This is a genomic window from Sphingomonas sp. (assembly GCF_032114135.1).
Lineage (GTDB): Bacteria > Pseudomonadota > Alphaproteobacteria > Sphingomonadales > Sphingomonadaceae > Sphingomonas.
On the sequence record NZ_DAMCTA010000010.1, the window covers coordinates 1 to 23,985 of the forward strand.

At 60.6% G+C, this 23,985-nt stretch carries 18 protein-coding genes; 9 read left to right on the top strand and 9 right to left on the bottom strand.

Annotated elements, in window-relative coordinates; all coding sequences use genetic code 11:
- Positions 1 to 97 precede the first annotated feature (97 nt).
- A complete protein-coding gene (locus tag RT655_RS19810; RefSeq protein ID WP_313540515.1) occupies positions 98 to 376 on the bottom strand; it encodes a mobilization protein in 279 nt (92 codons plus the stop codon).
- A 277-nt stretch (positions 377 to 653) separates the two neighbouring features.
- Here RT655_RS19810 and mobQ point away from each other — a divergent pair, with 277 nt between their 5' ends.
- Complete coding sequence (mobQ, locus tag RT655_RS19815; RefSeq protein WP_313540560.1) at positions 654 to 2,291, top strand: MobQ family relaxase; 1,638 nt, start codon at positions 654 to 656, stop codon at positions 2,289 to 2,291.
- Positions 2,292 to 2,519: 228 nt separating this feature from the next.
- Here the strand turns inward: mobQ and RT655_RS19820 are convergent, their stop codons facing one another.
- Positions 2,520 to 2,774 (bottom strand): hypothetical protein, encoded by a 255-nt coding sequence (locus RT655_RS19820; protein ID WP_313540518.1) that lies wholly within the window; start codon positions 2,772 to 2,774, stop codon positions 2,520 to 2,522.
- A gap of 127 nt (positions 2,775 to 2,901) precedes the next feature.
- Here RT655_RS19820 and RT655_RS19825 point away from each other — a divergent pair, with 127 nt between their 5' ends.
- Complete coding sequence (locus RT655_RS19825) at positions 2,902 to 3,282, top strand: lysozyme inhibitor LprI family protein (RefSeq protein WP_313540521.1); 381 nt, start codon at positions 2,902 to 2,904, stop codon at positions 3,280 to 3,282.
- Between the two features lie 66 nt (positions 3,283 to 3,348).
- On the opposite strand, the gene RT655_RS20025 is transcribed toward RT655_RS19825, so the two are convergent.
- Complete coding sequence (locus tag RT655_RS20025; protein WP_409530302.1) at positions 3,349 to 3,798, bottom strand: hypothetical protein; 450 nt, start codon at positions 3,796 to 3,798, stop codon at positions 3,349 to 3,351.
- Between the two features lie 7 nt (positions 3,799 to 3,805).
- A complete protein-coding gene (locus RT655_RS19830; RefSeq protein ID WP_313540524.1) occupies positions 3,806 to 4,999 on the bottom strand; it encodes a hypothetical protein in 1,194 nt (397 codons plus the stop codon).
- A gap of 915 nt (positions 5,000 to 5,914) precedes the next feature.
- Between RT655_RS19830 and RT655_RS19835 the strand changes: the two genes are divergently transcribed.
- Positions 5,915 to 6,139: a hypothetical protein gene (locus tag RT655_RS19835; RefSeq protein ID WP_313540527.1), complete on the top strand. Its 225-nt coding sequence runs from the start codon at positions 5,915 to 5,917 to the stop codon at positions 6,137 to 6,139.
- A 280-nt stretch (positions 6,140 to 6,419) separates the two neighbouring features.
- Here RT655_RS19835 and RT655_RS19840 read toward each other — a convergent pair whose 3' ends face one another.
- Genes RT655_RS19840 through RT655_RS19850 form a run of 3 tightly spaced genes read right to left on the bottom strand, consistent with a single transcriptional unit; the run spans position 6,420 to position 15,656 of the window.
- Positions 6,420 to 9,239, bottom strand: a complete 2,820-nt coding sequence (locus RT655_RS19840; protein WP_313540530.1) for a DUF499 domain-containing protein — start codon at positions 9,237 to 9,239, stop codon at positions 6,420 to 6,422.
- A gap of 10 nt (positions 9,240 to 9,249) precedes the next feature.
- Positions 9,250 to 12,153, bottom strand: coding sequence for a DUF1156 domain-containing protein (locus RT655_RS19845; RefSeq protein WP_313540532.1), 2,904 nt, complete (start codon positions 12,151 to 12,153; stop codon positions 9,250 to 9,252).
- Entirely contained in the window at positions 12,150 to 15,656 is a 3,507-nt protein-coding gene (locus tag RT655_RS19850; RefSeq protein ID WP_313540534.1) for a helicase-related protein, read from the bottom strand. The genes RT655_RS19845 and RT655_RS19850 overlap by 4 nt, the downstream gene beginning before the upstream one ends.
- Before the next feature lie 405 nt (positions 15,657 to 16,061).
- Here RT655_RS19850 and RT655_RS19855 point away from each other — a divergent pair, with 405 nt between their 5' ends.
- The 6 genes from RT655_RS19855 (at position 16,062) to RT655_RS19880 (ending at position 20,849) form a co-directional block, all read left to right on the top strand.
- Positions 16,062 to 16,679 (top strand): recombinase family protein, encoded by a 618-nt coding sequence (locus RT655_RS19855; RefSeq protein ID WP_313540537.1) that lies wholly within the window; start codon positions 16,062 to 16,064, stop codon positions 16,677 to 16,679.
- Positions 16,676 to 17,293: a histidine phosphatase family protein gene (locus RT655_RS19860; protein WP_313540540.1), complete on the top strand. Its 618-nt coding sequence runs from the start codon at positions 16,676 to 16,678 to the stop codon at positions 17,291 to 17,293. Before RT655_RS19855 ends, RT655_RS19860 begins: the two co-directional genes overlap by 4 nt.
- Positions 17,294 to 17,611: 318 nt before the next feature.
- Positions 17,612 to 18,730 carry a DUF4062 domain-containing protein gene (locus RT655_RS19865; RefSeq protein WP_313540543.1) on the top strand — a complete coding sequence of 373 codons (1,119 nt, stop codon included), beginning with the start codon at positions 17,612 to 17,614 and terminating at the stop codon, positions 18,728 to 18,730.
- 189 nt (positions 18,731 to 18,919) lie between these two features.
- Positions 18,920 to 19,573: a ParA family protein gene (locus RT655_RS19870; protein ID WP_313540546.1), complete on the top strand. Its 654-nt coding sequence runs from the start codon at positions 18,920 to 18,922 to the stop codon at positions 19,571 to 19,573.
- A complete protein-coding gene (locus RT655_RS19875) occupies positions 19,573 to 19,899 on the top strand; it encodes a hypothetical protein (RefSeq protein ID WP_313540549.1) in 327 nt (108 codons plus the stop codon). The genes RT655_RS19870 and RT655_RS19875 overlap by 1 nt, the downstream gene beginning before the upstream one ends.
- Positions 19,896 to 20,849: a replication initiator protein A gene (locus RT655_RS19880; RefSeq protein ID WP_313540552.1), complete on the top strand. Its 954-nt coding sequence runs from the start codon at positions 19,896 to 19,898 to the stop codon at positions 20,847 to 20,849. Before RT655_RS19875 ends, RT655_RS19880 begins: the two co-directional genes overlap by 4 nt.
- 564 nt (positions 20,850 to 21,413) lie before the next feature.
- Here the strand turns inward: RT655_RS19880 and RT655_RS19885 are convergent.
- Complete coding sequence (locus RT655_RS19885; RefSeq protein WP_313540554.1) at positions 21,414 to 21,572, bottom strand: hypothetical protein; 159 nt, start codon at positions 21,570 to 21,572, stop codon at positions 21,414 to 21,416.
- Positions 21,569 to 23,985 (bottom strand): type IV secretory system conjugative DNA transfer family protein (locus RT655_RS19890; protein WP_313540557.1); only part of this gene is annotated, 2,417 nt, incomplete at its 5' end. The genes RT655_RS19890 and RT655_RS19885, both read right to left, overlap by 4 nt.

Genomic DNA, 23,985 nt, shown 5'->3' on the forward strand with positions numbered 1-23,985 from the left:
CCCTCCAGCACCGGGTCGCAGCGCGGCACATCGGCAAGGGCAGGGGAGACAGAAGAGATCGCGATCCCTCCCGCGATGAGAAGGGACCGCATGCCTGTCATGCGTTCGGTTCCGGCTTGGTGTCGGGCAGGAAGTCGAAGAGCTTGCGGTCGCGATCATGGACCAGGAAGCGGTTGAGCAGGACGGCGAGCTGGTCTTGCGGATACTCACCCCGTCGCATGCTCTCCATGACCGCGCTGCCGATGAGGATCTTGCGGCGCGTGTCGAGGGTGCGCTCGGCATTTCGTTCGCGCGCTTCGGCCGCCGCGATCTGAGCCGCGAGTTGTTTCTGGCGTTCCTTCAGCTTCTCGATCTTGCTGGGTTTTGGGTCAACCATACATGTCCTCACAGAAGGCAGGCAGAAGCTAGAACCCTGGCGAAAAGCGAAAGGTCCACATCTTCAGCTCCGGAGCCCAGCACCCACCAGAACGAAGTGAATGGCGCACTTATGCAAACCTTGCGGTTTGCGTGCGGCAAGGTGTAACCCTGCACCCATGTCGCGCTGCGACAGCGGGGTGGACCGCCACCCCACACCCCCGGCCAGCATCATGGTGCTGGACCTCGTGTGAAGAAGGAAGAAGGCAGAAGAAGCAGTGCCGCTCGCTCCGTATCACATGAGTGTGAAAACGATCGGCCGCGCACAGGGGCGCAGTGCTACCGCTGCCTGCGCGTATCGCTCAGGCGCCCGCGTCGCCGACGAACGCACGGGGCAGGTGTTCGACTACTCGCGGCGGGGCGGTGTCGAGCGGCCGCAATGCGCGATTTTTGCGCCGGCGGAAGCACCGGCGTGGGTGCAGGATCGGCCCGCTTTGTGGAACGCCGTGGAGGCGGCGGAGACGCGCAAGAACAGCACGGTGGCGCGGGAGTTCGAGATTGCGTTGCCTGCGGATCTCGACGGCGAGGCACGGCGCGCGCTGGTCGCGGCGTTCGCGACCGCGCTGGTTGAACGCCACGGGATGGTGGTCGATGCTTCGATCCATTCGCCCGACACGGATGCCGCGAAAGGGCAGGGCAATCGCAACCATCACGCGCATGTGTTGTGCTCGACCCGGCGGATCGGGCCGGAGGGTTTCGGCGCCAAGGTGCGCGAGCTCGACAACCAGCGATCCGGCGAAGTCGAGCACTGGCGGGAGAGCTTCGCTGCAATGTGCGGCGGTGCCCTGGAACGGGCCGGATTGCCGGAACAGGCGGCGCGCTGGCGGGCAGGGCATTTGGCCAAGGCTGGGCAGCTGGAGGCGGCCCGTGCTCGCGGGGATGAGGCCTTCGTGCTGGAGAATGAAGACCGGGTGCCGGGCAAGCATTTTGGACCCAACGTGCTGCAGATCGAGCGTAAGGGGACACAGACCGTCCGCGGCGATATCGCTCGTGAGCCCGTTCGCCTGAATGCGAAGGTGATCGACCTCACCGCCGCGCGTGTGCGGATCGAGGCTGAACGCCACGCTGAACCGGCGCGGCGCGGCGGGTTGATGGAGGCGGCGCGCGGAGAGGCTCGCGACTGGGAACGGCTGCTCGATGTGTCGGCGGCGCCGGCGCTACGCGTGCCCCAGCTGGTGCTGCGGGAATGGGGGGCGGAGAAGGACCGGCAGTTCGCTGGCGTCGTCGCCAAGGCCGGGAAGGTGGACGGCTACGCGCGGCGGCTTCTTGCCGGCCATGAGCGACGCCAGGAGGCACATCGTCGCGCACGACCGCAGCCGCCGGCGGGGCTGTTCGCCTTGGTGAAGCAGGGCGCGTACGAGACCGCGGCCAAGGCGTGGGAGCAGACCCGTGCGGCGATCGCCAAACGGATCGCGCGACTAAGCGAGCAGATCGATCGTTTGGCCGGATACATGCGGCGTGCGTTTCCTTGGGAAGGCAATCCGTCCCCAGGTGAACAGCTTGCGGAACGGCTTGCCAACCAGGCCAAGCCGGAGCTGGCTGCGGAGGCGCGTGTGGTGAAGGAGGCAGGCATGGCGGCGACCGACGGCACGGCACAGGCGCAGGAGCAGCGGCAGGCGGAGGCCCGCGGCATATCGGAGCGGGACGGGCGGTTGGCGGAGGAGCAGGACCGCAGGCTTGCCCAACCATCCAAAGCGCCGATGCTGGACGGACAGACGATAGCGGACCGGGCAGCAGGCAAAGCCGATGCCAACGGCAAGCCTCTTCAAACCGAGCAGGAAAAGCGCGTCGCCGAGGCGCGGGAGCGCATCAGAGCCTCGCGCGAAAAGGAGCGCCAGGAGCGCGAGCAGGGCAAGGATCGTGGCCATGGACGGTGATCTTCTGCGACCAAGCGAGGATGGGATGGCCAACAGGCTATGGAAGGTGACCGTAAGCAGCCTCTTCCCAAACGATCACAGGGTAACGAGCGTCTATGAGGGGCATCATGCCGACGAGGCCGCTGCCCGTGATGCTGCGCTCCACAAGGAAGCGTTGGCTAATGGCGGCGCGACTATACCTAGCATCCTGAAGGCAGAGGCGATTGGATAGCACCTGTCTGCAGGAGATCAGCGCTGGCCGTCCGCTATGGCGTTTCGTCGGGTTTGCTCGGCAAGCAGATTGGCACTCATTGTCGGGCTGAACCGGGTGTCGTAATGATCGCGCAGAGCCTTTTGGGCGAGGTCGCGCTCTTCAATCGATGTTGCCGCCTCGATCGCGAGGTACAGCCGCCGGTGCTCCTTCCCCCACGGGTTTAACTGCCGGCCTGCGAGATGGTCGTGCTCGCGACGGTGTTTCTCTATGCGCTGGTCCAGGTCAGTCATGTCACAGCCCTTCGTTATCGTGGGTATCGTTGAAAAGATCAGATTCCGGATAGGATCGGGCATCGGGAGATGGGCGGACATGTCAGCCAGATGGCGTAACGCGTGTTTGATAGTGATAGCGGTAGCGATGGCACCGGCTGCGGCTGCAGGCGCTCGCGAGGACGCGACGGACGCGGCTCTCAGGCGCTGTCTTGCTGCTCTCGCCAACGCGTCGACCGCCGGTCAGACGAATTGCGAGGTAGCGGCGGAGCGAGCTTACGACCGGCGGATGAATGCCGCCTACGCCACCCTGCTGCGCCGACTTCCAGCGGCGGCGGGTGTGCAGCTGCGCCGCTCGCAACGGGCCTGGATTGCATATCGCGATGTCGAGGAACAGGCGCGGCAGACAATTTACGCGACCCGGCAGGGCACGATGTATGTGCCCATGCAAAGCGATGACCTCACAACCCTGATCGGGGATCGGGCGAGGATGCTGGAGCGCTACGTGCGCGTGATGGTTATCGAATAGGCCCGGGCCATCCAGGCTAGTGGCCATGAGGGCCGGGATGGGAGCTGACCGCAATCGGGTCATTTCTCATGCGAATAGGTCTCGGATCGCATTTTGTCTGAAGCGGTTCAGCCACCGCCGTCGGCGATGTTCGGGAGCATCATGGATCATGTGGCATCGCTGGCACAGGGCGGCGAGGTTGCTCGGTCGATTGTCACCGGGATCATGGTTCAAATGGGCGCTAGCTAGCACGACGCGAGTCATGAGCGGGCTAGGCGGGTCCATGCCGGCAAACAAAAGCTGAGTGTGTGATAGATTGGCCTGAAGCTTGAGGGGGCGGGCCCGCTTGCCCCGTCCGTCACGCCAAGCCTTGGCATCCTCGTCCCACCAGGTTCCTTCGCCGAGATGGATCACCTCGCGGCCGTGGGGCCGCTGGCAGTGCTCACACCGACCCTTTGCTCTTCGAAAGCGGATTAGCCGGGAAAGTTCAGCCCAATCGATGGGGTACAGCCAGCGATGTTCAGGTGCGATCGGCATGGCGACGCTACGAGGCAGTGAAATCTAGGTGCAAAGGTCGGTCGAAGCGTAACGCTTCAGCGTCAGCGAGAACTTGTTCAAACCCAGCCCGATAGCCCTCTACAAGTCTTCGGCGCTTGGCATATGCGCGTCGTCGGCCTGGCGTATCAGCCTCGACGCGAACGCGCAGGACGCCACGCAGCGCAGGCGGTTGGTGATGCACCGGCAGTGGCAAGAAGATCGAAGAGCCGCTGCTATCCATCATGTAAGTGCGTTCAGCGAGCAGCGCGAGCGTGGCACGGAAGGCTACTAAGATGAGTTTTGCCTCATCGTCGGCCGCGGCGTAGCTGCTAAGAACACCCAGATCGACGGGCATCAGCGGCTCTGCGTCTGGAGCGTCGCTGTCGAACACCCAAGGCTCCCACCAGATGGCGCCCATTTTTTTAAGCAGATCGAGACGATCCCACAGCGGTTGCCAATCTGGCTTTTTACCGGGGCCCGGAACCAGATGTTTTTCAACCCAAGGCTTTTGCCAAGCTTGCGTTTGATAGCCGTGAGTTAAACCCCAAAGTGCATGCACGCCTGTCTCAGATATCTTGCGAGCTGATGGTTCAGGGGCGAGCTGGCGAACCTCGTTAATCGGAACACCGTGCGTCGCATCGGTAACTATCGCCGCATAAAGGTCGATCAATAGGACGAGAAGCAGCGGATCGCCGGCCTCACGCACACGGCGTAACACCGGGGTTTCCTGACCTAGGCCGGTGACAATCTGCACGGGCAGAAAGATCGGCTCGGCGTCGCGCGGCAGTTCAGGCAACTCATACTGTGGGGCCATGCGCGTCGCCGCCTCGGTGTGCCTGATCAAGCCGGCAGCGATAAGCTCCTCTATTGCATGTTTCGCGCGCGGCTTACCGATGCCGACATATTCATCGCAAGCTTTGGCTGACCATTTAGTGAGTCGATGATCGCTTCCAGTGCCGGCGAGCAGCACCAGGTATGCTAGGATAAGGTAGAGCCGGTTAGAGGTAGGCGCTGTCTGTAGCTTCTCCCAAACGTCAGGTCCCAGCGCGAAAAAGCTGCTGCCGCTACCACCGCCCCTGACTCGCTTTTTGCCCTCTGCGACATCCATGAGCACACTTTCCGAGACAACAACAATCACGCCATAGCACGTCAAAACACACCCATCAAGGAAATTAAGGAAATCAAGGTCATCAAGTAACAACGGACCATATCAAGGAAATCAAAAAAAGCGGATCAGCGCGTCAAAGTCGTTGCGTTGGCGCGCAAACCGATTATAATCCCGTCTCCGTCCGTCCCTTGAAGCTAAGGCGATGGTTTCAAAAACATTCGCCGTTTTCCGGCGACGGCATAGAGTTGCTGGGGGTATTTATGAACACTACCGCTTCCCAGCAGCTTGGAATGGCGGCCTTTCGGCCTCCGCATAGCAGAGAGGCGTGGAATCTTCCGTCTTGTGAAAGAGCCTTGGTCCACACCAAGCTTTCTGTTTTACATGGCACCGAAGAGCGGGGTGCTATCGACAAGGCGAAGGTCGCGGCACTTTATAACCGAGCAAAAACTGAAGCGGATTTCGGCGCCGCTACGGAATTGGTGGATTTCGTATGGCGTCAAAGCGTTGAAGATGAGCTTGTAGGGCTAGTTCTTACAGGAGGTGTCGCGCCAATCGTGGCTTTTCCGCATCCCGGCTTCGATGATGATGATGCCATCGATTATGATGCGGGGCGGCGGCTTAGTAGCCGTAATGCATTACCATACGCGCATGCCGCTCGCCTGAGAATCGCACTCACGGGCCACGAAAATGTGACCATCAAACAGGCTGCGCGAGTCGGCCGCACTAAACTCGGTCGCTTTCCGCGCTTCGTGTACCAGCCCAGCTTTACCGGGGAGGTGTCCCGCGACCGGCCATACATCCTGGTGGATGATACCCTAAGCCTCGGAGGTACCCTTGCGATGATGCGTTCTTATATAGTAAGGGAGGGAGGAACGGTGATCGCGGTTTCCGCGTTGGCTCACTCATTGGGTAGACACCTTGAGTTTGCTCAACGAGCGTCAACCAGTCATTCACTGATTGCGATGTATGGTCCAGAATTGGACGCCTTGTGGAAAGGAGAAATTGGACATGACCATCTTCGCCTCACTGATGCGGAAGGTCGGTTTCTCCTCGAATGGGGAGCGGGAAGCGGTAAAAACCTCGCAGCCGCATCAGGACAGTCCCTTGTACACGAGCTACGAGCTAGACTTGATCGAGCAAGAGCTACGTGCGGGTAATGCCGCAGGCTATGCGGCGGGTGTCAAATTTGGCCTGAAACCAAATGCGCGAATCATCTCAGCCGGCCTTCGTTAATTTATCGATCTATTCTGTTGGACCCGCTGCCTAAATAAGGCGGCGGGTTATTTTTGCCTTGGCAAGGTTCGCGCAGGCTAGCCCCACTGATGTCCAAGTGCCGTGCGCCAGGATGTTCTCTGTAGGGCTTCGTACGCGCCGCCCTGGCTATTCTCCACCCGCGCAGAGCTGACGGCGCTTAGCGTATTCTGGCCCGTTTGATGTACCGACCCCGACCTGGATCCGGTGATGGCCAAGCCAGAAGCGCTCCTCCGGTTGCAGCCCTAGCAGCCGATATTGTTTATTCCCAATTTGCGGATTTCAACTTCAAAGCTGTTGCGTTCTCCGAGACCGAGCGTTTCGTGACCTCCTGAGCGCCACTCTCGAATTGAGCGGAAATCTCGAGCGTCACACGAACCTGCGCGTTTGGGTCGGCCACGAGGTTCGCGATGATCTCATCAGCTAGCTGCATGAGGTGCATCTTAGCTGTCGCTGATGGGATCTCTGCCGAACCGAAGAACGCGCTCAGTCCGGTCGGCTTTGCCGCCGACTGCGGTTGTACTGGCAGTGCAGTGGGTGACGTTCCGGTCGACGGCGTGCCGCTGTCGTTAGGCCTAGTATCGGGGGTTGGCGGTTCGCCTCGGAGCGGGATCGGTTCCGGCTTGCGGTGCACATCTTCATAAGCCTTCGCTGCATTTGGTTCGATCAAAAGCACCGTATCGTCGAACTGCGCATCCCCGGCGCCGAGTGAGAACCCCTCGTAGGTATCGACACCGCGGCCATAGGCGATGCCGAAGAAGTCTCGGGAAGCGGCGCCCGTGCGCAGCGTACGCCCCAATACCTCCCTGTCTTTCAGGCGCGGCAGATAGAGATACTTCTGCATGTCATCCCAAACCGCCCTGGCTGCGACGGCCTCGTCGTGGGACCAGTAGAAATCCTTCAACAGCTGGCGCAGGTGGACAGCGCTCCAGTTGGCGATCACCAGCTCATTGTCGGCACAGATGCGCTCGATTTCCGCGCCAGCCGACGCGCCGCCAGTGGGCACTTTGAAGGCCTCGACAACGGGTTTGTTTTCGGGAGCCGCTTGGTGTGGGACGAGAAGCCAGCAGTAGGCTTCGCGCGCGGTGCGGGGTAGCGCCCCTTCAGCCGCGCGCAGCTCTTGTTCCGCCTGCCGCTTCTGGTTCAGATCGACGTTAAGCGTCCCGTTTTCGACGTCCTTGATGATCGAAGCCCAAGCCAAGACGGTGCGCGCGGACTGGCGCAGGCGCTCTGCAATGTTGCTGTCGACGGCGATGAACATAAGCCGGTTGCAGCGGTGGCGCGGCGCGGTGCCATGGGCCCGCGTGACCTCCAAGACGGTATCTTCGGCGAGCCGTGTCTCTTCCTTCGAAAACCAACGATCAGGCGGAAGAGCAACAAGCCGCAGGCCACTGTCGTCGGGAATGTCAGCATGTGGCGTGAAGACATGCACCCCGTCGAACATCGACGCGGGGCCGAAGCCCGACTTAACAGCCTCCGCAATCTTAGCGCGCACCTGAAGTTCGTCGAACCGGGAGCGACGATCGTTCATCTCGCGGCGGAGGTTTGCCCGCGTATCAAACCAGAAGCGGGTGGAGTTCTGCCCCTTGTCGCCGGAGGCGCTCATATAGTGTAGAAGGTCGGCCAATCGGTTCAGGGCGTCGGAATAGACCGAAGATGTCTGCCCGGGTTGCATAGCGCCCAACAGGACGCGAGCCCGATCCAATCCGCGGTTGCCGGCGCTGGTATTCACCGACGATGGTGCGCTTCCTAGGAAGATCGAGCGGGCAACTCGGCGCGCTGCATTCACCTGGCCAAAGCGGGGCTCCTTAGCCTCGAGCTCTGTCGTTTCAGCACGTTCACCATCAATGTCCTTTTCAACGACGGGATCCCAGCCGCCCGAGAGGTGACTGGTGAATTCGCTGCGCGATCCTGCGTCATAGAGCGGCAGGCTGCCCGGCATGATCATTAGGTCTTTGTTGTCGTCCTTCCATAGGCGGAAGATGACCTTGGCCATCAGCTTCAGGACGCCACGCGTCCGTTGGAAGCTCTCTAGCGTGCTCCAGTCCTCATAGAGTCGGTCGAACACTTCCGGGTGGATCGGATAAGCTTGAACCATGCGCTCATAGTAGCGCGCTTCACGGGTTTCGCCGGGCAAGGCGGCGCCTTCGGCGACATAGGCGTCGGCGAATGCGCGACACACGGCATCGCGCGCCTTCTCGTCCCGCACCGGCTCAAAGAGCCGCCGGCGGACAATCTCAAAGGCTTCTTCGGTAGCGACTGGTTTCCATAGCGCCTGCACCCGACCGAAGGTCTTCTCCATGGCCCGAAGCGCTTTTGCACCACGGTGGCCGACCTCGATTTCGGACTCGGGGAGCGACGCCAACAGAATGGCGTTGGGAACCAGCTTGACCGCCTCGGTCAGCGCCTGAACGAAAGACAGGTTGCTGTCGTAGGTCCCTCCGGTCAGCTTCTCGCCGGGACCGAACTGGCGAACGTAGGCAACCAGCTCATCGACTAGGATCACGCATGGAGCCGCGGCCGCGATTAGAGAGCGAAGCACTTCCTTACCTGGAGACGTACCGCTCTGGTCGGCTTCCCGTACTAAAGCATACCCCTCGGCCCGGCCGAGTTGCCAGGCAAGCTCGCCCCAAAGCGTGTTGACGGTCACACCGCCATAACGTCGGGGCTGAGCCGGGCCAATGTTCGTCCCATCAAGCACTGCGACCGCTGCCTGAGGCGGATCCATGAGCTTTGCCTGATCAATTAGCGCTGGGATGCCTGCTAGCGCATCGAGTGGGCACTTACGGGAGGCTAGGTGATAGACAGCAAGCAGGGTGTGAGTTTTGCCACCTCCGAATGCGGTTTGCAGCTGAATGACGGGCTCACCGCCTTGGCCTGCAAGTCGCTGGGCCACTTGGGTTAATAGAAGGCGCATACCCTCGGTGATAAAGGTTCGTTCATAGAACGAAGCAGCGTCTTGATATTCGATCGTCGCCTTACCCGAGTGTACGGCGCTAATGTCGGCTGCGAACTCCGACTGCATCAGGGTGCCCTCGAGGACATCCTTGTGCGGAATCGCGATCTCTTTCCAAGACTTCATTGAATGCCTCTCAAGCATCAAACAAACGCGGCTGATAGAGCGGTGTGGCTCTTGCCGCGCCGTCTTCTATCGCTCCCCAGCTTGTGATGATTTCATTGTATGCGCGTGCATCATCAGCCCACCCGGCGCGTTCGCAGAGCGTATAGAGGCGATAGGCCAATTGGCGAGCAGAATCAGCCTTGCTCGCCACCAATGCTATGAGCCCTCCTGCACCGATTTCACCTCGCTCTTTGAACAACCGAATTAGATGATGCAGCACTTCCCAGACAGGCATTCGCGTGTCCGACTTAGGTGACCAGCCGCTGGGATACTCAGACCACCGAAGTAAACGCACACGACCAGCAGATGCTTCAATGACACCGGCAGCCTGAACGCCGTTAACCGCAGTTCCTTTCGACATGGCCAGTGTGTTTGCCTCTCCAAAAGCGCCATCCGCCCAACCATATTGTTCAAACCACCGGAGGCAAAACTGTGTGTCGGGATCAAAGTCATCTTCAGCAAGAAAGCGATTAATCAGACCTAGGGCAGTTTTAACGGTCATGGGTGACCCGTCAGCCTCGAGAACAGAGGCATATTTCGAGAATATTGCCATACCTGGACCGATGATAGCTTGAGACAAGTCAACTGGTGCGACGGGCGATACTTCATCACCGGTCCCGCGAGTTATTCCATCGAGCGCGTCCGGCAAAACTGCGTTGAGCTCCCTCAGGAAGGACCTGCGCGATATGGACGGAGCGCTTTCGGCCCGTCTTCTACATACAAGAACGATGCTCGAAGCTAGTGCATTGCTGCTGTTACCGCGCGTCCGCCCCTCCTTCTCAGTACGAATTGGCCAGGTACCATTAATGGAAAATCCCGCACGGATTACAGCTTCGAGGAAGGTGTCCCAGCCAGTGCTCGTCGTGCCGTCTTCCGCGTCGCTTTCTGATTGCTTAAATGCGTAGTAGATTGAGACCGGCAGTGCTGGATGTGCAAGCGACGAGATGCGCTTCATGGCCGAGGTCATGCCGTCCATAAAGAATGCTTCGGCCTGGCGTCGTCCACCATGCCGATGGGGTGTAGCTACCAGCTCCTCCGCCTTCGGCACCGCGATCCCTCCGAAAAGTTCCGGGTAGACTGGCCGAAGATTCTTTCTAAGCCACACGTAGAAGAAGTCGGACAAATCTGCATAGCCGATATTGTCGTAGTAAGGCGGGTCCGTTGAAACAACCTTGTTGCGGCTGATTTCCTGTCTTTGGGCATCCTGCTGTACGACGGTCCCTTCAAGTGGATCCCCGAGGGCCTCAAAGCCTTTGATTTGACGTTCGTACAGATTGTTATAGCTACCCGAAGAGTCGGAGAACGGATTACTTTCAGCATAGTCCCAAACCATGGACAATGCCTGACGCGAAAACACACTACGCATCTGCGTATTAGTACTGTTCCAACCGCAAACCGATGCGGAATGGTTGGCTACTTGGCTCACCAAGAAGGCGAGATAAACACTGATCGCGTCAGCATATGCTCGAGCTCCATTACCCCCTTCAGCTAGTGATGCGCCAGGTTCAGCAGTGTCACCATATTCTTTGAGTACCTTGACGCGTACCTCATTAACAAGCTCACTTAGAGTCGATAGGACGGTAAGCTGTCGCGGGGTGAACAGATCGCTCCATTTGTTGAAGCCGTAGTTACCAACGCGGAAGCCAAGAGCCTTTTGGAAGAACTCGACCTCCGGCTTCCAAGCCGGCGATGCACAAGCGGCCGCTTCTTCATCGCTCTTTTGAGGGCTCACGTAGACGCGCCCTTTCGGGCCATCTGCGATTATCGCCATCAAGCGGGCGCCCATCCGGCCTGCCTTCGCCTCGCTCCTAATGTAGTTTGCCTCTATTGGCGTATCTGACACTAGGCATCTAAAATCTGCACCACGTTCAGCGCTCTTCGTTCCAGACTTAGCTAATGTCGTTGGTTTCCCGAGGCGGGTCTCGAACGTGTATGTATCGCCTTGAACAATGGGCTCTACGTAAGCCTCTTTGCCCTCTTTGGTAGACAAGACGAAGGACGACGCCAGTGGCACATCGATATGGCGAAAGGCAGGATTAGGACTTTTTACGGTCCTTGCCCAAAGCCACGCGATAACAGTGAGCTTCTCGCCCACCATGTGCCTCAATGACGGTTGCTGGCCTGCCAGCTCGTCAGTCACCAGCACCTTAGGATATAGCGCACCGATGCGACGCTCAGCCTCGTCGCGGACCCACTTGCCATAGTAACGCACATCATCCGCAAGGCCCTGAGCTCTGCGCCACTGGCGCGGAGCCAAGCCCTTCTCGTCCCGAGCTTCTGGATTTATCGGAGCTCGCCCTGAAAATCTGGACGGTATCTCAATCATCGACTTGTTGATGACGACGGCGACAGGATTCAGATCGCTCGCGAAGGATCGCAAGCCAAGCCGCTGAGCTTCCAAAGGGAGCGCCCCGCCGCCCGCAAAGGGATCATGGAATGCGGGGGGGTGATCAGGCCGAAAGAGCGTCTCTGCCTCCGGATGTGATGCGTTCAGCTCGCACGTCTCAAGCCAAGACTTCTTTATCTCAGCGCGGGCTCGCTCGATGACATCACTGCGGTTGGTATTTTCCCACTCAACTAGATCCTCGATAATCGCGAACAAACGCTTACGACTCTTTGCCCACGACGCTTTGAAGTGAGCCGGTGGAATCTCGCCGGTGTTCTCGATCTCCCACTTCCAAGACGGATCATTTACCAGTTGGCTAAAGATGATTGCTCGCGCGGCCGCTAAGGGACGCCGCGCCCACCATAAATGCAGTGTGCTGGGATGGCCATGGCGAATGTTCTTTTCGCGGCCAGAGGCAAAATTTATCTTGTTTAGCGGCAGGCCTACTTCGATCAGTTTCTTAGGGCACTGGATTATTGGGTTAGTCATGCTGCCTCGGCGCGGGCGAGCAGTTCACCCAGGTTGTAGTTTACGGATGCGACGCCCCATTCAGGCTCGCGGGTAAAGGGATTGCGGATGTAGTGCGGCCCTTGGTGGGCGCCGTCTTGTTCGACAATGACGATCGCCAGGATGAATTTATCGCCTTGGTTGAATGCGTAGAGGATCTCATTGTGGGTGACGGTGACGGTGCTCGCGCCCTTGATCCGTCCTTTCACTTCAATGTGCCGCGGCGCTGCCGGTCTGCCACTGATTGCGGGAGGATACGACGTGAGATCCCAGCCGCATTTCGCCGCCGAGACATCGACGACGGTGCAGCCTCTAGCCTCCTCGGCAACCTTCACAGCCTCCATGGCGATCCGTTCGATCCTGGCGCGGGCAGCGGCGTCAGCCGCGAATGCCGCTGACAAGGGATCTTCTGGGGCGTCGCCGCGCATCTTACGCATCAAACCTTCCGGGATGACGAGGGCGCCCCCAAGCGCCACGGGAGTGGCGCTGGTGATATGCCGCATGAGTTGCAGCTCGCGCTTGCGCCCATCGAGCCGTCCTTGAAGCTCATCAAGCGTTCGGACGACGTTTCCAAGAGGGAGGGCTACGTCCTTGCCGGCCGACTTGTCCTCACTGAGCTTGACCCAACGGTCCTGCCAGAACGTGATTTCCTTGGTCAGACGCTCATTAACCGCAGTAAGCGTTTTATCGATGTGGGCGATGCGCGTGGCGGCGACTTCCTGGAAATGCTGCGGGGCGAGGCTGTCTGCTGCCAGGCTGATGGCGCGCTGCTCTTGATCTCCCGACAGCCAGGACTGTTCGGTGATCGGGTGAACGAATTGTCGCTCCGCCTCGTTCAAAGGGACGAGGTCAAGGTGCGGCGCCCAGCCGGCGAAGCTGGTGCTGCCGTCGGGTGTCACCCGAACAAATTGCATTCGCTTAGAGATTACTAGGCCGTCATGCGCTTTGACGTCATGTGTCAGCAGGAAGAGCAAGCTGGGTTCTAGGCCGTCGTCAGCGGGATCAACGAAGATGGCGCCTTGGCGAAGTAGGTTGGTGTTCTTCTCCAATACGACGTCGGCCAGAGCCATCATCAAGGGATGGCCAGGATGCATCAGCACGGCGCGAGCCGCGTTGGGGCGGTCGAGGGGCTGGATGGCGGAACGCTCAAAGCAAATGCGCTCGTACCGCTGCAGCACCGGCTCGCGCTCGCGCCGGTTTCGGCCGGTGATGACCCGGTCGCGTTCGCGGATTTCGGCCGGCACGTAGGTAATCTCCATCCGGCCAGCCTCGCGCTGGTGGATCGTGCCGCCGAGGGCGGCAAAGGCCTTTAGGAAAAATGAGCGAACGAAGTGCGGTTGAAGCCGCCTGGCCTCTGCCCTGTCCATCTCCTCCTTCACCGCAAACAGGCGGTCAGGCGTCATGCTCTGCTCGGCCAGAGCGTTTCGGTTGAGAAGGGACTTGAGGTGATCGTGGTCGAGGGCGTCGTTGATCTTCTTGGTCAGCCGAGCGCGCACCTCAGGCTGGTCGCCGTAGCGGATGGCGTCGAGCAGGAGGCTCTTGAGGCTGGTATCTTCGAAAACCTCGCCCAAAATGTCGAACACGCGGCCTTTCAGCGCGTCGGACTCGACCTCCAGCTTTTGCAAAAGACGGTGATAGACCACACCCTCGCGGGTTTCTTTGGCCACAAGATTCCAAAGGTGGCAGACCTCCTGTTGGCCGATCCGGTGGATGCGGCCGAACCGCTGTTCCAAACGGTTGGGGTTCCAGGGCAGGTCGTAGTTCACCATCAGGTTCGCAACCTGAAGGTTGACGCCTTCGCCTGCGGCGTCTGTGGCGATCATAACGCGGACCTGGGGATCAGATCGGAATAGAGCTTGGACCTTGCGACGTTCATCGCGGTGGGTCCCGCCGTGGATGGTGACGACAGCCTTGTCGCTGCCAAGGACGCCTGAAACCTTGTGGAGCAGGTAGTTCAGGGTGTCGCGGTGCTCAGAGAAGATGATGAGCTTGCGCTGACGGCCTTCAGCGTCATGCATTTCCGGGTTCTGCTGCAGGATTCGCGACAGCTCTTCCCATTTGCGGTCCACCCCGGAGTCAACCACGGCCTTGGCCTTGGCTTGTAGGTCCGCGAGGCTCAGAATCTCCGCTTCTAGCTCTGCGGCTGTGCGAGCTGCCGTTGCGTCGTCGATGACGGATTCCTCAAGCATCTCCTGCTCGGCGGCGTCGAGATCCTCGTCATCGTCGGGAATGTCCAAATTGTTGGCGGCGACTTTGCGGCCGCGGGATCCAAGCTTCTCCTCTTGAAGCCGAGCCTGCAGGCGCTCCTTGCGCCGACGAAGCGATTGGTAGATCGCCTCCGGGCTGGAAGCGAGCCGGCGCTGGAGGGCGGTTAGGGCAAAGCCGACGGAGCCCCTGCGTTTCCCATCCAGGTTGTCGGCCTTACCCATCTCCATTTGCACGTACTGGGTGACCGCCTCGTAGAGGGCCCCTTCCAAATCCGACAGGGTGTAGTTGACCGTATAAGCTTTGCGTTCCGGGAAGAGGGGCGTTCCATCAAACTTGACGAGCTCCTCCTTCACCATCCGCCGCATCAGGTCGCTGGCGTCCACCTTGTGAACACCGTCACGGAACTTGCCATAGAAGCGGTCGGAATCCAGCAGCGACAGAAAGAGCTGATAGTCCTCTTCCTTGCCGTTGTGCGGCGTCGCTGTCATCAGCAGCAAGTGACGCGTCACGGCACCGAGCGCCTCCGCCAATTGATAGCGACCAGTCTTTTCGAGCTTAGTCCCGAAAAAATGGGCCGCTAGTTTATGGGCTTCGTCGAAGACGACGAGGTCCCAACCGGCTCGGCAGAGCTTCTCGCGCAGCTCGTCGTTGCGAGACATCTGGTCGAGCCGGACAATGAGCTGGTGGTGCTCCTCAAAAGGGTTGGGATTCGCAGACGATCGCTCGAGATCGTTGGTAAAGACGCGGAACTCCAGCCCGAACTTCTCGGACAGCTCGTCCCGCCACTGCTCGACCAAGCTGCCAGGCGCGACGATCAGGATCCGCTTGGCGTCCGCGCGCATGATGAGCTCGCGTATATAGAGGCCGGCCATAATAGTCTTGCCGGCACCGGGGTCGTCAGCCAGCAGAAACCGCAACGGTTGCCGCGGAAGCATGGACTCGTAGACGGCAGTGATTTGGTGCGGGAGAGGGTCCACATTGGCAGTGTGGACGGCCATCATTGGGTCGAAGAGAAAAGCTAGATCCATTCGCTTGGCCTCGCAAGCCAGCTGGAAGGAGGCGGCCTCACCCTTGAACGTAAACGGGCGTTGGGCCGTCGCAATCGCGATGCCATCTTCGTCAGCTCTCGACAGCAGCCGCTCTCCGAGCACGCCCTCGATTTTGTAGGTCAATTCGAGAGAATCAGCCCCCCGCATCTCTGCGGCCACAACGCTGACCAGCTTCTCGTGGGCTATGCCTGAAAGGGTTTGCCCCCGTTGGATCTCTTCAAGTGTCAAATTACCACCACAATGCGGCGGCCTTCTATCACCACTCGATGGTGCTTCCGTCTGCCACGCCGCCCCCTCAGAACAGAGGCGGAGGGGTGCCAGAAGCGGGTTGTCGATGCAATGATGCTGCGACGCTCAGAAGCGGCTGACCTCCATTTCGAAGCGCCAGAAACCGACAGTCCGCGGCTGGCCCGATCTCGCCCATCAACGCTATCTCTTTGCCACCTGACGAGGGTTGCCCTGTTCGCTTACTAGCTAACCCGAATTTACCTGTTGCTTCCTGCCCTGGCGTCCAAAAAACGGCCGTTTGATGCACACTGCCGGCGGCAGCCGAAAATCCAGCCAACTATGGTGTTGATCCGTTCAAAAACCCGTGCAACAATCTAAGATCAGAAAACATCTTGTTTAGGTTGAATGTTGAACATAGCCGCTACCCCCCTGCCCGGCCAGGCTGGTACCCGCCGGATCGGATATGCGCGCGTGTCCACCGCCGACCAGGATCTCGCTCCGCAGCTTGACGTGCTGCGTGCCAGGGGATGTGAGCCAATCTATTCGGAGCACGCCTCCGGCAAGCACGCCGATCGGCCCGAGCTAGCGCAGGCGATGAAGGCGTTGCGCGCTGGTGACACGTTGGTGGTGTGGCGGCTGGACCGGCTTGGCCGGTCTCTTCCCGACCTCATAGCGACGGTGAACGAACTGGCGGACCGCGGCATCGCTTTCGAGAGCCTCACTGAGGCGATCGACACGACGACGGCATCGGGCAAGCTGGTGTTCAATATCTTTGCCAGTCTGGCCGACTTCGAGCGTCACCTGATCGGCGAACGCACCCGAGCCGGCCTGGCCGCAGGGCGGGCCCGCGGGCGTATGGGCGGTCGCCCCCCTGCCCTCACCCCAAGGCAGCTCCGCGAAGCGCGGTTGCTGTTGACCGATCCGGAGGCGACCGTGACGGCGGTGGCCGAGCGATACGGAGTCAGCCGCACGACGCTCTACAAGGGATTGCGGGAGCTGGCGGCTAAGGAGGCGGCGGCATGAGGGCAGTTTTCATCCGGCATGGCCAAAGCACCGGCAACGCCGGGGTGCCCTGCCATGACCTTGCGTCCATCGAACTTACCGAGCTGGGATGGCGCCAAGCGCGCGAGGTGGCTCGGGCATGGACCGAACCGCCTACGCTAATCGTGACCTCCCCCTATCTGCGCACCCGTCAAACCGCTGAGGCCACGATCCAGCGCTTCCCTGATGTGCCGGTGGAGGTGTGGCCAATCGAGGAGTTCACCTATCTGCGGCCGTCCCGCTGGAACGGCACGCGCAGCAGTGAGCGAATGCCGCACCTTGAGCGGTACTGGACCGACGCCAATCCCACCTATTGCGATGGCGACGACGCGGAGAGCTTCGGGGCATTGCTTCGCCGTGCAGAAGCGGCGCTTGCGCGGCTCGCCGCCCTGCCCTCTCCCGGCCTCGCCTATGTGTTTAGCCACGGGCAATTCATCCAGGCTGTGCGTGCCGTCGTTACCGAATCCGATCTGGATGACCGAGGCAAGATGCTGCGCTTTTGGCGAAAGGGCGAGCCGCCCGCGATCAGCAACGCCGAGCTGGCGCAGTTCGCATGGTTTGATGGAAGGTGGCATCAGCGCACACTAAGCGAATAAGCGAATAAGCCAATAAGCGGTTGGTCTCGGTCGGGCGTTTTCTAAGAGCGTGTTCACCCACCTATGGGGAAGCCGCACGGATCTTGTTGATTATAGGCAAGGGGGCAATCGGCAGGACAACAACGGGATCACCGAGATCTCCTTCGACACGTTGCTGGATATCATTGTGATCAAAGAGAGCGCCACTCATAGATCCGCCGCTTCTCCTTCCGCATGGAACGGAATCATCTCGGAAGCGTCATCCCGACGGCTCCGTGCTGACGACGATCTCGCTTGAGAAAGGGAGAAGGCGGCGCATTCAGCAAGGGAGCGCCGATTATGAAGGTCTTCATCAGTTCGCTCATCTCAGGTTTCGAGCCATATCGAGACGCAGCCCGGCGCGCTGTAGTCGCACTGCGCAATGAGGCCGTGATGGCTGAGGACTTCGGCGCGCAACCTAACTCGTCTCAGGTCGCCTGCATGCAGGGCCTGCGCTCGGCCGATGTGGTCGTGCTCATCCTTGGGCCTCGGTATGGATTCGTGCCCGCCGGCTCGACAATCTCCGCCACCCATCAAGAGTATCGCGAGGCGCGGGATAGCCGACCCGTTCTCGCCTTCATCCAGCAGGGCGTCGACCCAGAGGCGGCCCAGAAGGCCTTCATCGATGAGGTTCAGGCCTGGGAGGGCGGCTTCTTCCGCGAGAGCTTCAGGACCGCCGAGGATCTCCACGATGGAATTACCCGGGCCCTTCACGATCACATATTGGCGAAGGCCATCGCACCGGTGGATCAGGGGCAGCTCATCTCCGATGCAAGCGGCATGATCCCCGCTGAGCGTCGAAACCAGAGCTCGACCACCTTCCTGGCGCTCGCGATCGTTGGCGGCCCCTCTCAGCGCATCCTGAGGCCCATGCAGATGGAGGATCCCAAGCTCGGAGAGCAACTCGAACAGTCCGCTCTCTACGGGGACAATCGCCTGTTCGATCGCACCAAGGGCGCCGACGTGCGGCTGGACGGGTCAGACCTCGTTATCAGCCAGGATCGCGGTACCTCCATCCGCCTCACCGAGCAGGGCGCGATGCTGTTCCTACTCTCGCTCGAGGATACGGCTAGCCGAGACCGGATGGGTGGCTTCGGCGGCATGATGATTGTCGAGGAAGTGGTTCGGGATCGTCTCACGGCCGCTCTCGGATATGCGGCCGCGACGGTTGAACGGATCGACGCCACGCAGCGCCTGAGCCATGTAGGCGTGGCTGCTCACATCTCGGGTGGTGAATACCGGGCATGGAGGACGCGCGCCCAACAGGAGGCGAGCGGCAGTTCGATGCAGATTTCAATGGGCCAGCAGGAACGCCGGCCGATCACGTTGTGCATCCGCCGCGCCGCGCTCCGCCTAGATCGCGCGCCAGTCATCGAGGACATTCTTGTTCCGCTGCGTCGGCAATTTTCCCAAGGATGACGCGGTGTCCGCGGATCATCCAACGGGTTATTACGAGCGGCTTTTCCATGGCCAGCGAGCGAACGCCGCAGCGCACGGCAGCACTCGAAGCCAAGGACAAGCCTTACTAAGCGGTTAAGCGGTTAAGCGGCGGAGTTGTATTAGGCGACTAAGCGGTATAAATCGCTTAGCCGCTTAGTGGGAGTTCGTATGCAGGTCTGGGCCGTAATTGCGCAGAAGGGGGGGCAGTCTAAAACCACCCTCTCCACTGGCTTCGCCGTAGAGGCTGCCCGGGAAGGGGCAGCCGTCGTGATCCTTGATGCTGATGATCGGCAGGGGTCAGCGCTCTATTGGGCGGAGCGACGCAACAACGATGACGTGATGGTCAAGGACAGCAGCGTCGCCGGCCTCCCGCTCCACATTTCTCGCGGGCGAGGCAGCGGCAAGATAGACCTCATTATCATCGATACGCCGGCGAACTCGAAAGATATCGCCATGTTAGCGGCCGAGCAGGCGGACTTTGTAATTATCCCTGTCGCGCCCCGCGGACTCGACGTTCATTCGGTTCTGCAAACCGTGAAGCAGGTCCAGCAAGCAGGCACTCCGTTCGCTGTCATTCTGACCCAGGTTCCGCATCAGGGTGGGGAAGGGCAGGAGGCACATGCTGGCTTCGCTGCCAAGGGAGTGACCCTGTTCGATAGCCGCCTTCATTTCCGAAAAGATTTCTACAAAGCTACACCGCTTGGGAAGACGGCAGCGGAGACGGAGCCCGACAGCAAAGCCGCTGCCGAATTACGCACCGCATACGAAGAGGCTAAGCGACTAAGCGGTTTTACTACTAAGCAAATAAGCGAGGTGGCATAATGGCGAAGAAGCCTTCCGCGTTAGCTGGTATTTTTGATGACGAGCCCGAGGCGGCACCGGGACCCGAGGAGGTCGCGCCGGAGCCTGAGATGCAGATGAAGCGCTCGCCTGCGAGTAGATTACCCCGTTCGGCGGAGCCTACGGCGCCCACTCGGCGGAGCAGCCATCCTGGCAAGAAGCCGGTCCTGATTCACATTCCTGAGGACATGCACCGCACCCTGCGCCAGCTTAGCGTTGAGGAAGGCGGTGAACCCCTTACCGTTATTACGGAACGCCTGCTGCGCCAGTACCTGGTCAAGCGAGGCCACACGAAGTTCGCCCCGTGAGCAAGCGGCGCGATCCGAGCCCTGAGTTCGACCTGTTTATTCCCGCGCTGGGTGATCTTCCGCTGAAGGATCAGCGGGAGGTTATGGAGCGGCCGTTTTTTTCGCTTCAAAAGCGCAAGCGATTGAAGCCGATCGAGTACCGCAGCCCGGATGGTGAGGCATGGGTGCGTGTGCAGGCAATCCCCGACTACGGCATGGCCACGATTTGGGACGCCGATATCTTGATCTGGGCTGCATCGACGCTGAATCGCATGAAGCAGCAGGGCGTGAACGATCTGCCACGAACGCTGACAACCACCCCCTATGACCTTCTGCGCGCCATCAAGCGCAGCACTGGCGGCCGCGACTATCAGGAGCTGCAAGCGGCGCTCCTGCGGCTTCAGACGACCTCCATTACAACATCAATACGTGCGACAAAGCGGCGGCAGAAAGCTGGTTTCAACTGGCTCGATAGCTGGACCTTCGACACCGATGCAGAGACCGAGCAGCCGAGAGGCATGACGCTGACTCTCTCGGATTGGGTTTACGAGGGTATCGTGAACGAGAAGTCGCTGCTCACGATGCACCCCGATTACTTCCTGCTGTCAGGGGGTTTGGAGCGGGCATTGTATCGCATCGCGCGCAAACATGCTGGCACCCAACGAGGAGGTTGGTTGTGTCGGGTGGAAGTGCTTCGCGACAAAACCGGTAGCGATGCCAAGCCCAAGGAGTTTAACCGGATGCTGAAGCGTGTGATCGAGGCTGATCAGCTACCCGAGTATGGGATGGAGCTAACAGAGACGGCGGATAAAAGCCCGGCCGTGCTGTTCCGCTTGCGGGGTGAGGCTGAGGCATTGGCATTGGCCGAGAAGAAGCGTGCGGTGGAAGAGCGGCGCGCTCGGTTCATCGCCGATCGCCAACGAGCTGCTGAAGTTGATGCACGCATGGACAAGCTCGCTCGCGGCCGCTGACTATCGGGGTTTCACACACCTACGCGGTGACTATCGGGGTATCACCCACCCTAGGTCGGACATCGTTATAACGTGCTGCGCGGCAAAGGAGGCGGTGCCTGCCGCTCGCCCTGTGGATAACTATCGTTTCGCGTGTTTTTCAGCATCTGAAGCATCGGGGTTTCACACACCTTAGGCTCGGGGGATCACACACCCAACCATCGGGGTTTCACACACCGAATCACGGGGTATCACCCACCAGCACTTTCCTTAAGGCTCGGAAAAGCCAAGCTTTTTTAGCCAATTTAGCCAGCTTAACTATCTTAACGATTCATTTTTAACAGAATCTCTTAACCCGCTGGCGACTTACAGCCGGATAGGTCGAACACATGCGGAATTGCCCCTTCGGGCCAATACGCCTTTGCTCCGTGCCGGCTAATTCCGCCACAAAAGCGGCCTGACGGCCGCATGCTTCCAGAGAAGAAGGGCGGATAAGGCGGTGTGTGCATGTCAGCGCCAATCCTGGCGGACAGCGCAGAAAAGGTCCCTCCTCAACGAGGAAGAGGCAGCGGCCAAAACAAACCGTTAGGGCAGGCGGCCGCCCCAACGGGCGATAACGCCGAGGAGCCCCGCGCCCCACCGGCCAACCAAAATGAGCGGCCGCATCACGAATTCGACGGCCATGAACCCCATGAGCTTACCGAGGATCAGGCCTACGACGATCGCGAGCACCAGCCAGATCATGCCCGCGGACCAGCGTGATACGGGTTGGGATCGAAGCGCCCGTGATATTCGGCGTCGGTGCGGTAATCGATGCGGTCGAGCAACCAGGCTGGTTCGCCGGCAACGAACACGATCGCGCGCTTTTCGCGCATGACCTCATCGGGGGTCAGCAGCTCGCGGCCATGGAATTGCTGGCTGGCGCCGGAGGAACTGCCGCGGTTGAACGATCCACCACCGCCGCCGACATTGCTGCCGCCGCTCTTGCCCCTATTGGCGGTCTCGAATTCGATAGTCGCCTTGCCCAGACTGTCCGAGACGTACTTCGCGGTTTCCAGATCACGCGTGTTGAAGAACTGGCTGGTCGCGTTGGCGATGAAGCTGCCGCGCTTTGGGTAGATTTTGAGCTGGTCCATATCCTGAAGGAACAGCCACAGCGCGACACCGAACCCCCGCACCAGGCTGATCGCATCCTCAATCGCGGTCATGCGGCCGAGCTGCGCGAACTCATCGAGCAGGAACGCCACTTTGTGGAAAGGCGTGACGGTGTCCGCCATCACGCCGGCAAGCGCATCGTTGACCAGGCCCCGGACAAAGCGGGCGTTGCCGCCGCGCAGCTTGTCGGCAGGAAGCACGACATAGACCGTCATCGGTGTGTGCTTGAGATCGCGCAGCGAGAAATCCGAGCGGGCGAGGGTGCGCGCGATCCGTGGGTCATCGAGGAATGCGGTATGCCGTCTCGCCGACGACAGCACCGAACCACGCTCGCGATCAGCCATCCCGGAGAAGGTGTTTGCAGCCCGCGCCACCACACCGAAGGCCGCATTGCTCGCCATCATCTCGGCCAACGTATCGTCCAGCGCTTCGGCGCCGGAGGAAAGCAGCTGGCGCACCTCGCCCATGTTGCGGCGTTCCGGGGGCATGCCGGCGACGTAGAGCACGACACCACGGATCAGATCGCGGGCGGTTTCGTCCCAGTGATCGTCACCGCCCTTGTCGGACGGGATGACACAGGCATCGGCGATCGTCATCGCCTGTGCCAGGCAATCCTCGCTATCGAGATCGATGCGGTCGAGCCAGTTCAGGCCGTGGGCGGGATCGCCCGTCACCCCGAACGGATCGAGCAGAAACACAGCCTGGCCCAGCGCACGGCGGGCACGGGCGGTGACCGCGTAGTTCTCACCCTTCACGTCGAGCACCAGCGCCGAGCCGGGATATTCGAGCAGGGTAGGGATCACCAGGCCCGTTCCCTTCCCCGAGCCGGTGGGCGCAAAGGTGATGATGTGCCCGGACTGGCGGAAGCGGTTGTCGCCGGGGACGGCATCGATCGCGCGGCCGAGGGCAAAGCCCGCCGGTGTTTGGTGGTGCGCAGCCGGCAAATGCCCCATTACCCGCATCTGGGCCGTGGAGCCCCAATAGGCGCTGCCATGCGTGTCGGGCCCTGCTGGCGGCCCGACAGGTCCCGCAGGAGCCGCAGGGCTGCTCTGGGCTGCCTCCAGCGATCCGAACGGCGCCTTACCGGTGTAGAGCAGCCGGTAGCGCTCGGTGTATCCCCACAGTGCTGCCAGCGCGACGATCCCAGCCAGCGCGAGTGCCCACTGCGGGAAGATCGGCAGGAAGACGTGGATCAGCAGGATGGGCAGGTAGATGGCCGGCGTTAGGATCACGAGCTTCCAGGCCACCCGCCGGCGCTTGGTGGCAATGGCAAAGATCGAGCCGATGATCGCGGCGATCAGCATCCACTCGAACACGGAATCCCAGTGCGACAGCCGCTGACCCATGCCGGACCAGTAGCCGTTCAGGGTCGTCGGGTTCTCGCGCTCCATCTTCACGTTGCCCAGTGCGGTGTTCAGCCCTTCCTGTTTGTGGCGTTCGTTCCTGGCGGCTTCATCGGCGAGGACGCCGGCCAGGTCGTCGGCGTTGCCCGACAGATCACTGACCAGGACATAGGCGACGGTGGCGAGCTGGCCGTTGCCGCCCGACCGAAGCGCACGCGACAGATCGGACAGGCCGGCGCGAAGCGAAGTCGGCGGCGCGAGCCCGGCAGAGACCAGTCTTTGGCGATAGCCGTCAGTGGCGAGGCGTAGAAAACCCTGCAGCCGCGGGTCTGCGGGTTCGGATGGCGTGCGGGGCCGGGCAGTGTCTGCCTTCGCCTGTGTCGTCAGCTGTTCGAGTAGGGGGGCTGCATGGTCGAGACCCGCAGCGACACCGGCCCAGTTTTTGGCGTTGGCAGCGGCGATCATGCGGGTGACGTCGAGGTGAAGGTCGGCAAGCACCCGGGACCAGCGATCGGCGCTGCTGTCATGGGCGGTGCAGACGGCACGGACATGCTCGGCATGCCGGGCCGCGTATTCAGCGTCCTTACCTTTGAGAAACTTCGCGCCCTCCAGCACCGGGTCGCAGCGCGGCACATCGGCAAGGGCAGGGGAGACAGAAG

Bases quoted from the DNA above. Each gene is read 5' to 3' on its own strand.
- RT655_RS19810 (WP_313540515.1), bottom strand. From the start codon at position 376: ATGGTTGACCCAAAACCCAGCAAGATCGAGAAGCTGAAGGAACGCCAG.
- mobQ (WP_313540560.1), top strand. From the start codon at position 654: ATGAGTGTGAAAACGATCGGCCGCGCACAGGGGCGCAGTGCTACCGCT.
- RT655_RS19820 (WP_313540518.1), bottom strand. From the start codon at position 2,774: ATGACTGACCTGGACCAGCGCATAGAGAAACACCGTCGCGAGCACGAC.
- RT655_RS19825 (WP_313540521.1), top strand. From the start codon at position 2,902: ATGGCACCGGCTGCGGCTGCAGGCGCTCGCGAGGACGCGACGGACGCG.
- RT655_RS20025 (WP_409530302.1), bottom strand. From the start codon at position 3,798: ATGCCGATCGCACCTGAACATCGCTGGCTGTACCCCATCGATTGGGCT.
- RT655_RS19835 (WP_313540527.1), top strand. From the start codon at position 5,915: ATGACCATCTTCGCCTCACTGATGCGGAAGGTCGGTTTCTCCTCGAAT.
- RT655_RS19840 (WP_313540530.1), bottom strand. From the start codon at position 9,239: ATGAAGTCTTGGAAAGAGATCGCGATTCCGCACAAGGATGTCCTCGAG.
- RT655_RS19845 (WP_313540532.1), bottom strand. From the start codon at position 12,153: ATGACTAACCCAATAATCCAGTGCCCTAAGAAACTGATCGAAGTAGGC.
- RT655_RS19855 (WP_313540537.1), top strand. From the start codon at position 16,062: ATGTTGAACATAGCCGCTACCCCCCTGCCCGGCCAGGCTGGTACCCGC.
- RT655_RS19860 (WP_313540540.1), top strand. From the start codon at position 16,676: ATGAGGGCAGTTTTCATCCGGCATGGCCAAAGCACCGGCAACGCCGGG.
- RT655_RS19865 (WP_313540543.1), top strand. From the start codon at position 17,612: ATGAAGGTCTTCATCAGTTCGCTCATCTCAGGTTTCGAGCCATATCGA.
- RT655_RS19870 (WP_313540546.1), top strand. From the start codon at position 18,920: ATGCAGGTCTGGGCCGTAATTGCGCAGAAGGGGGGGCAGTCTAAAACC.
- RT655_RS19875 (WP_313540549.1), top strand. From the start codon at position 19,573: ATGGCGAAGAAGCCTTCCGCGTTAGCTGGTATTTTTGATGACGAGCCC.
- RT655_RS19885 (WP_313540554.1), bottom strand. From the start codon at position 21,572: ATGATCTGGCTGGTGCTCGCGATCGTCGTAGGCCTGATCCTCGGTAAG.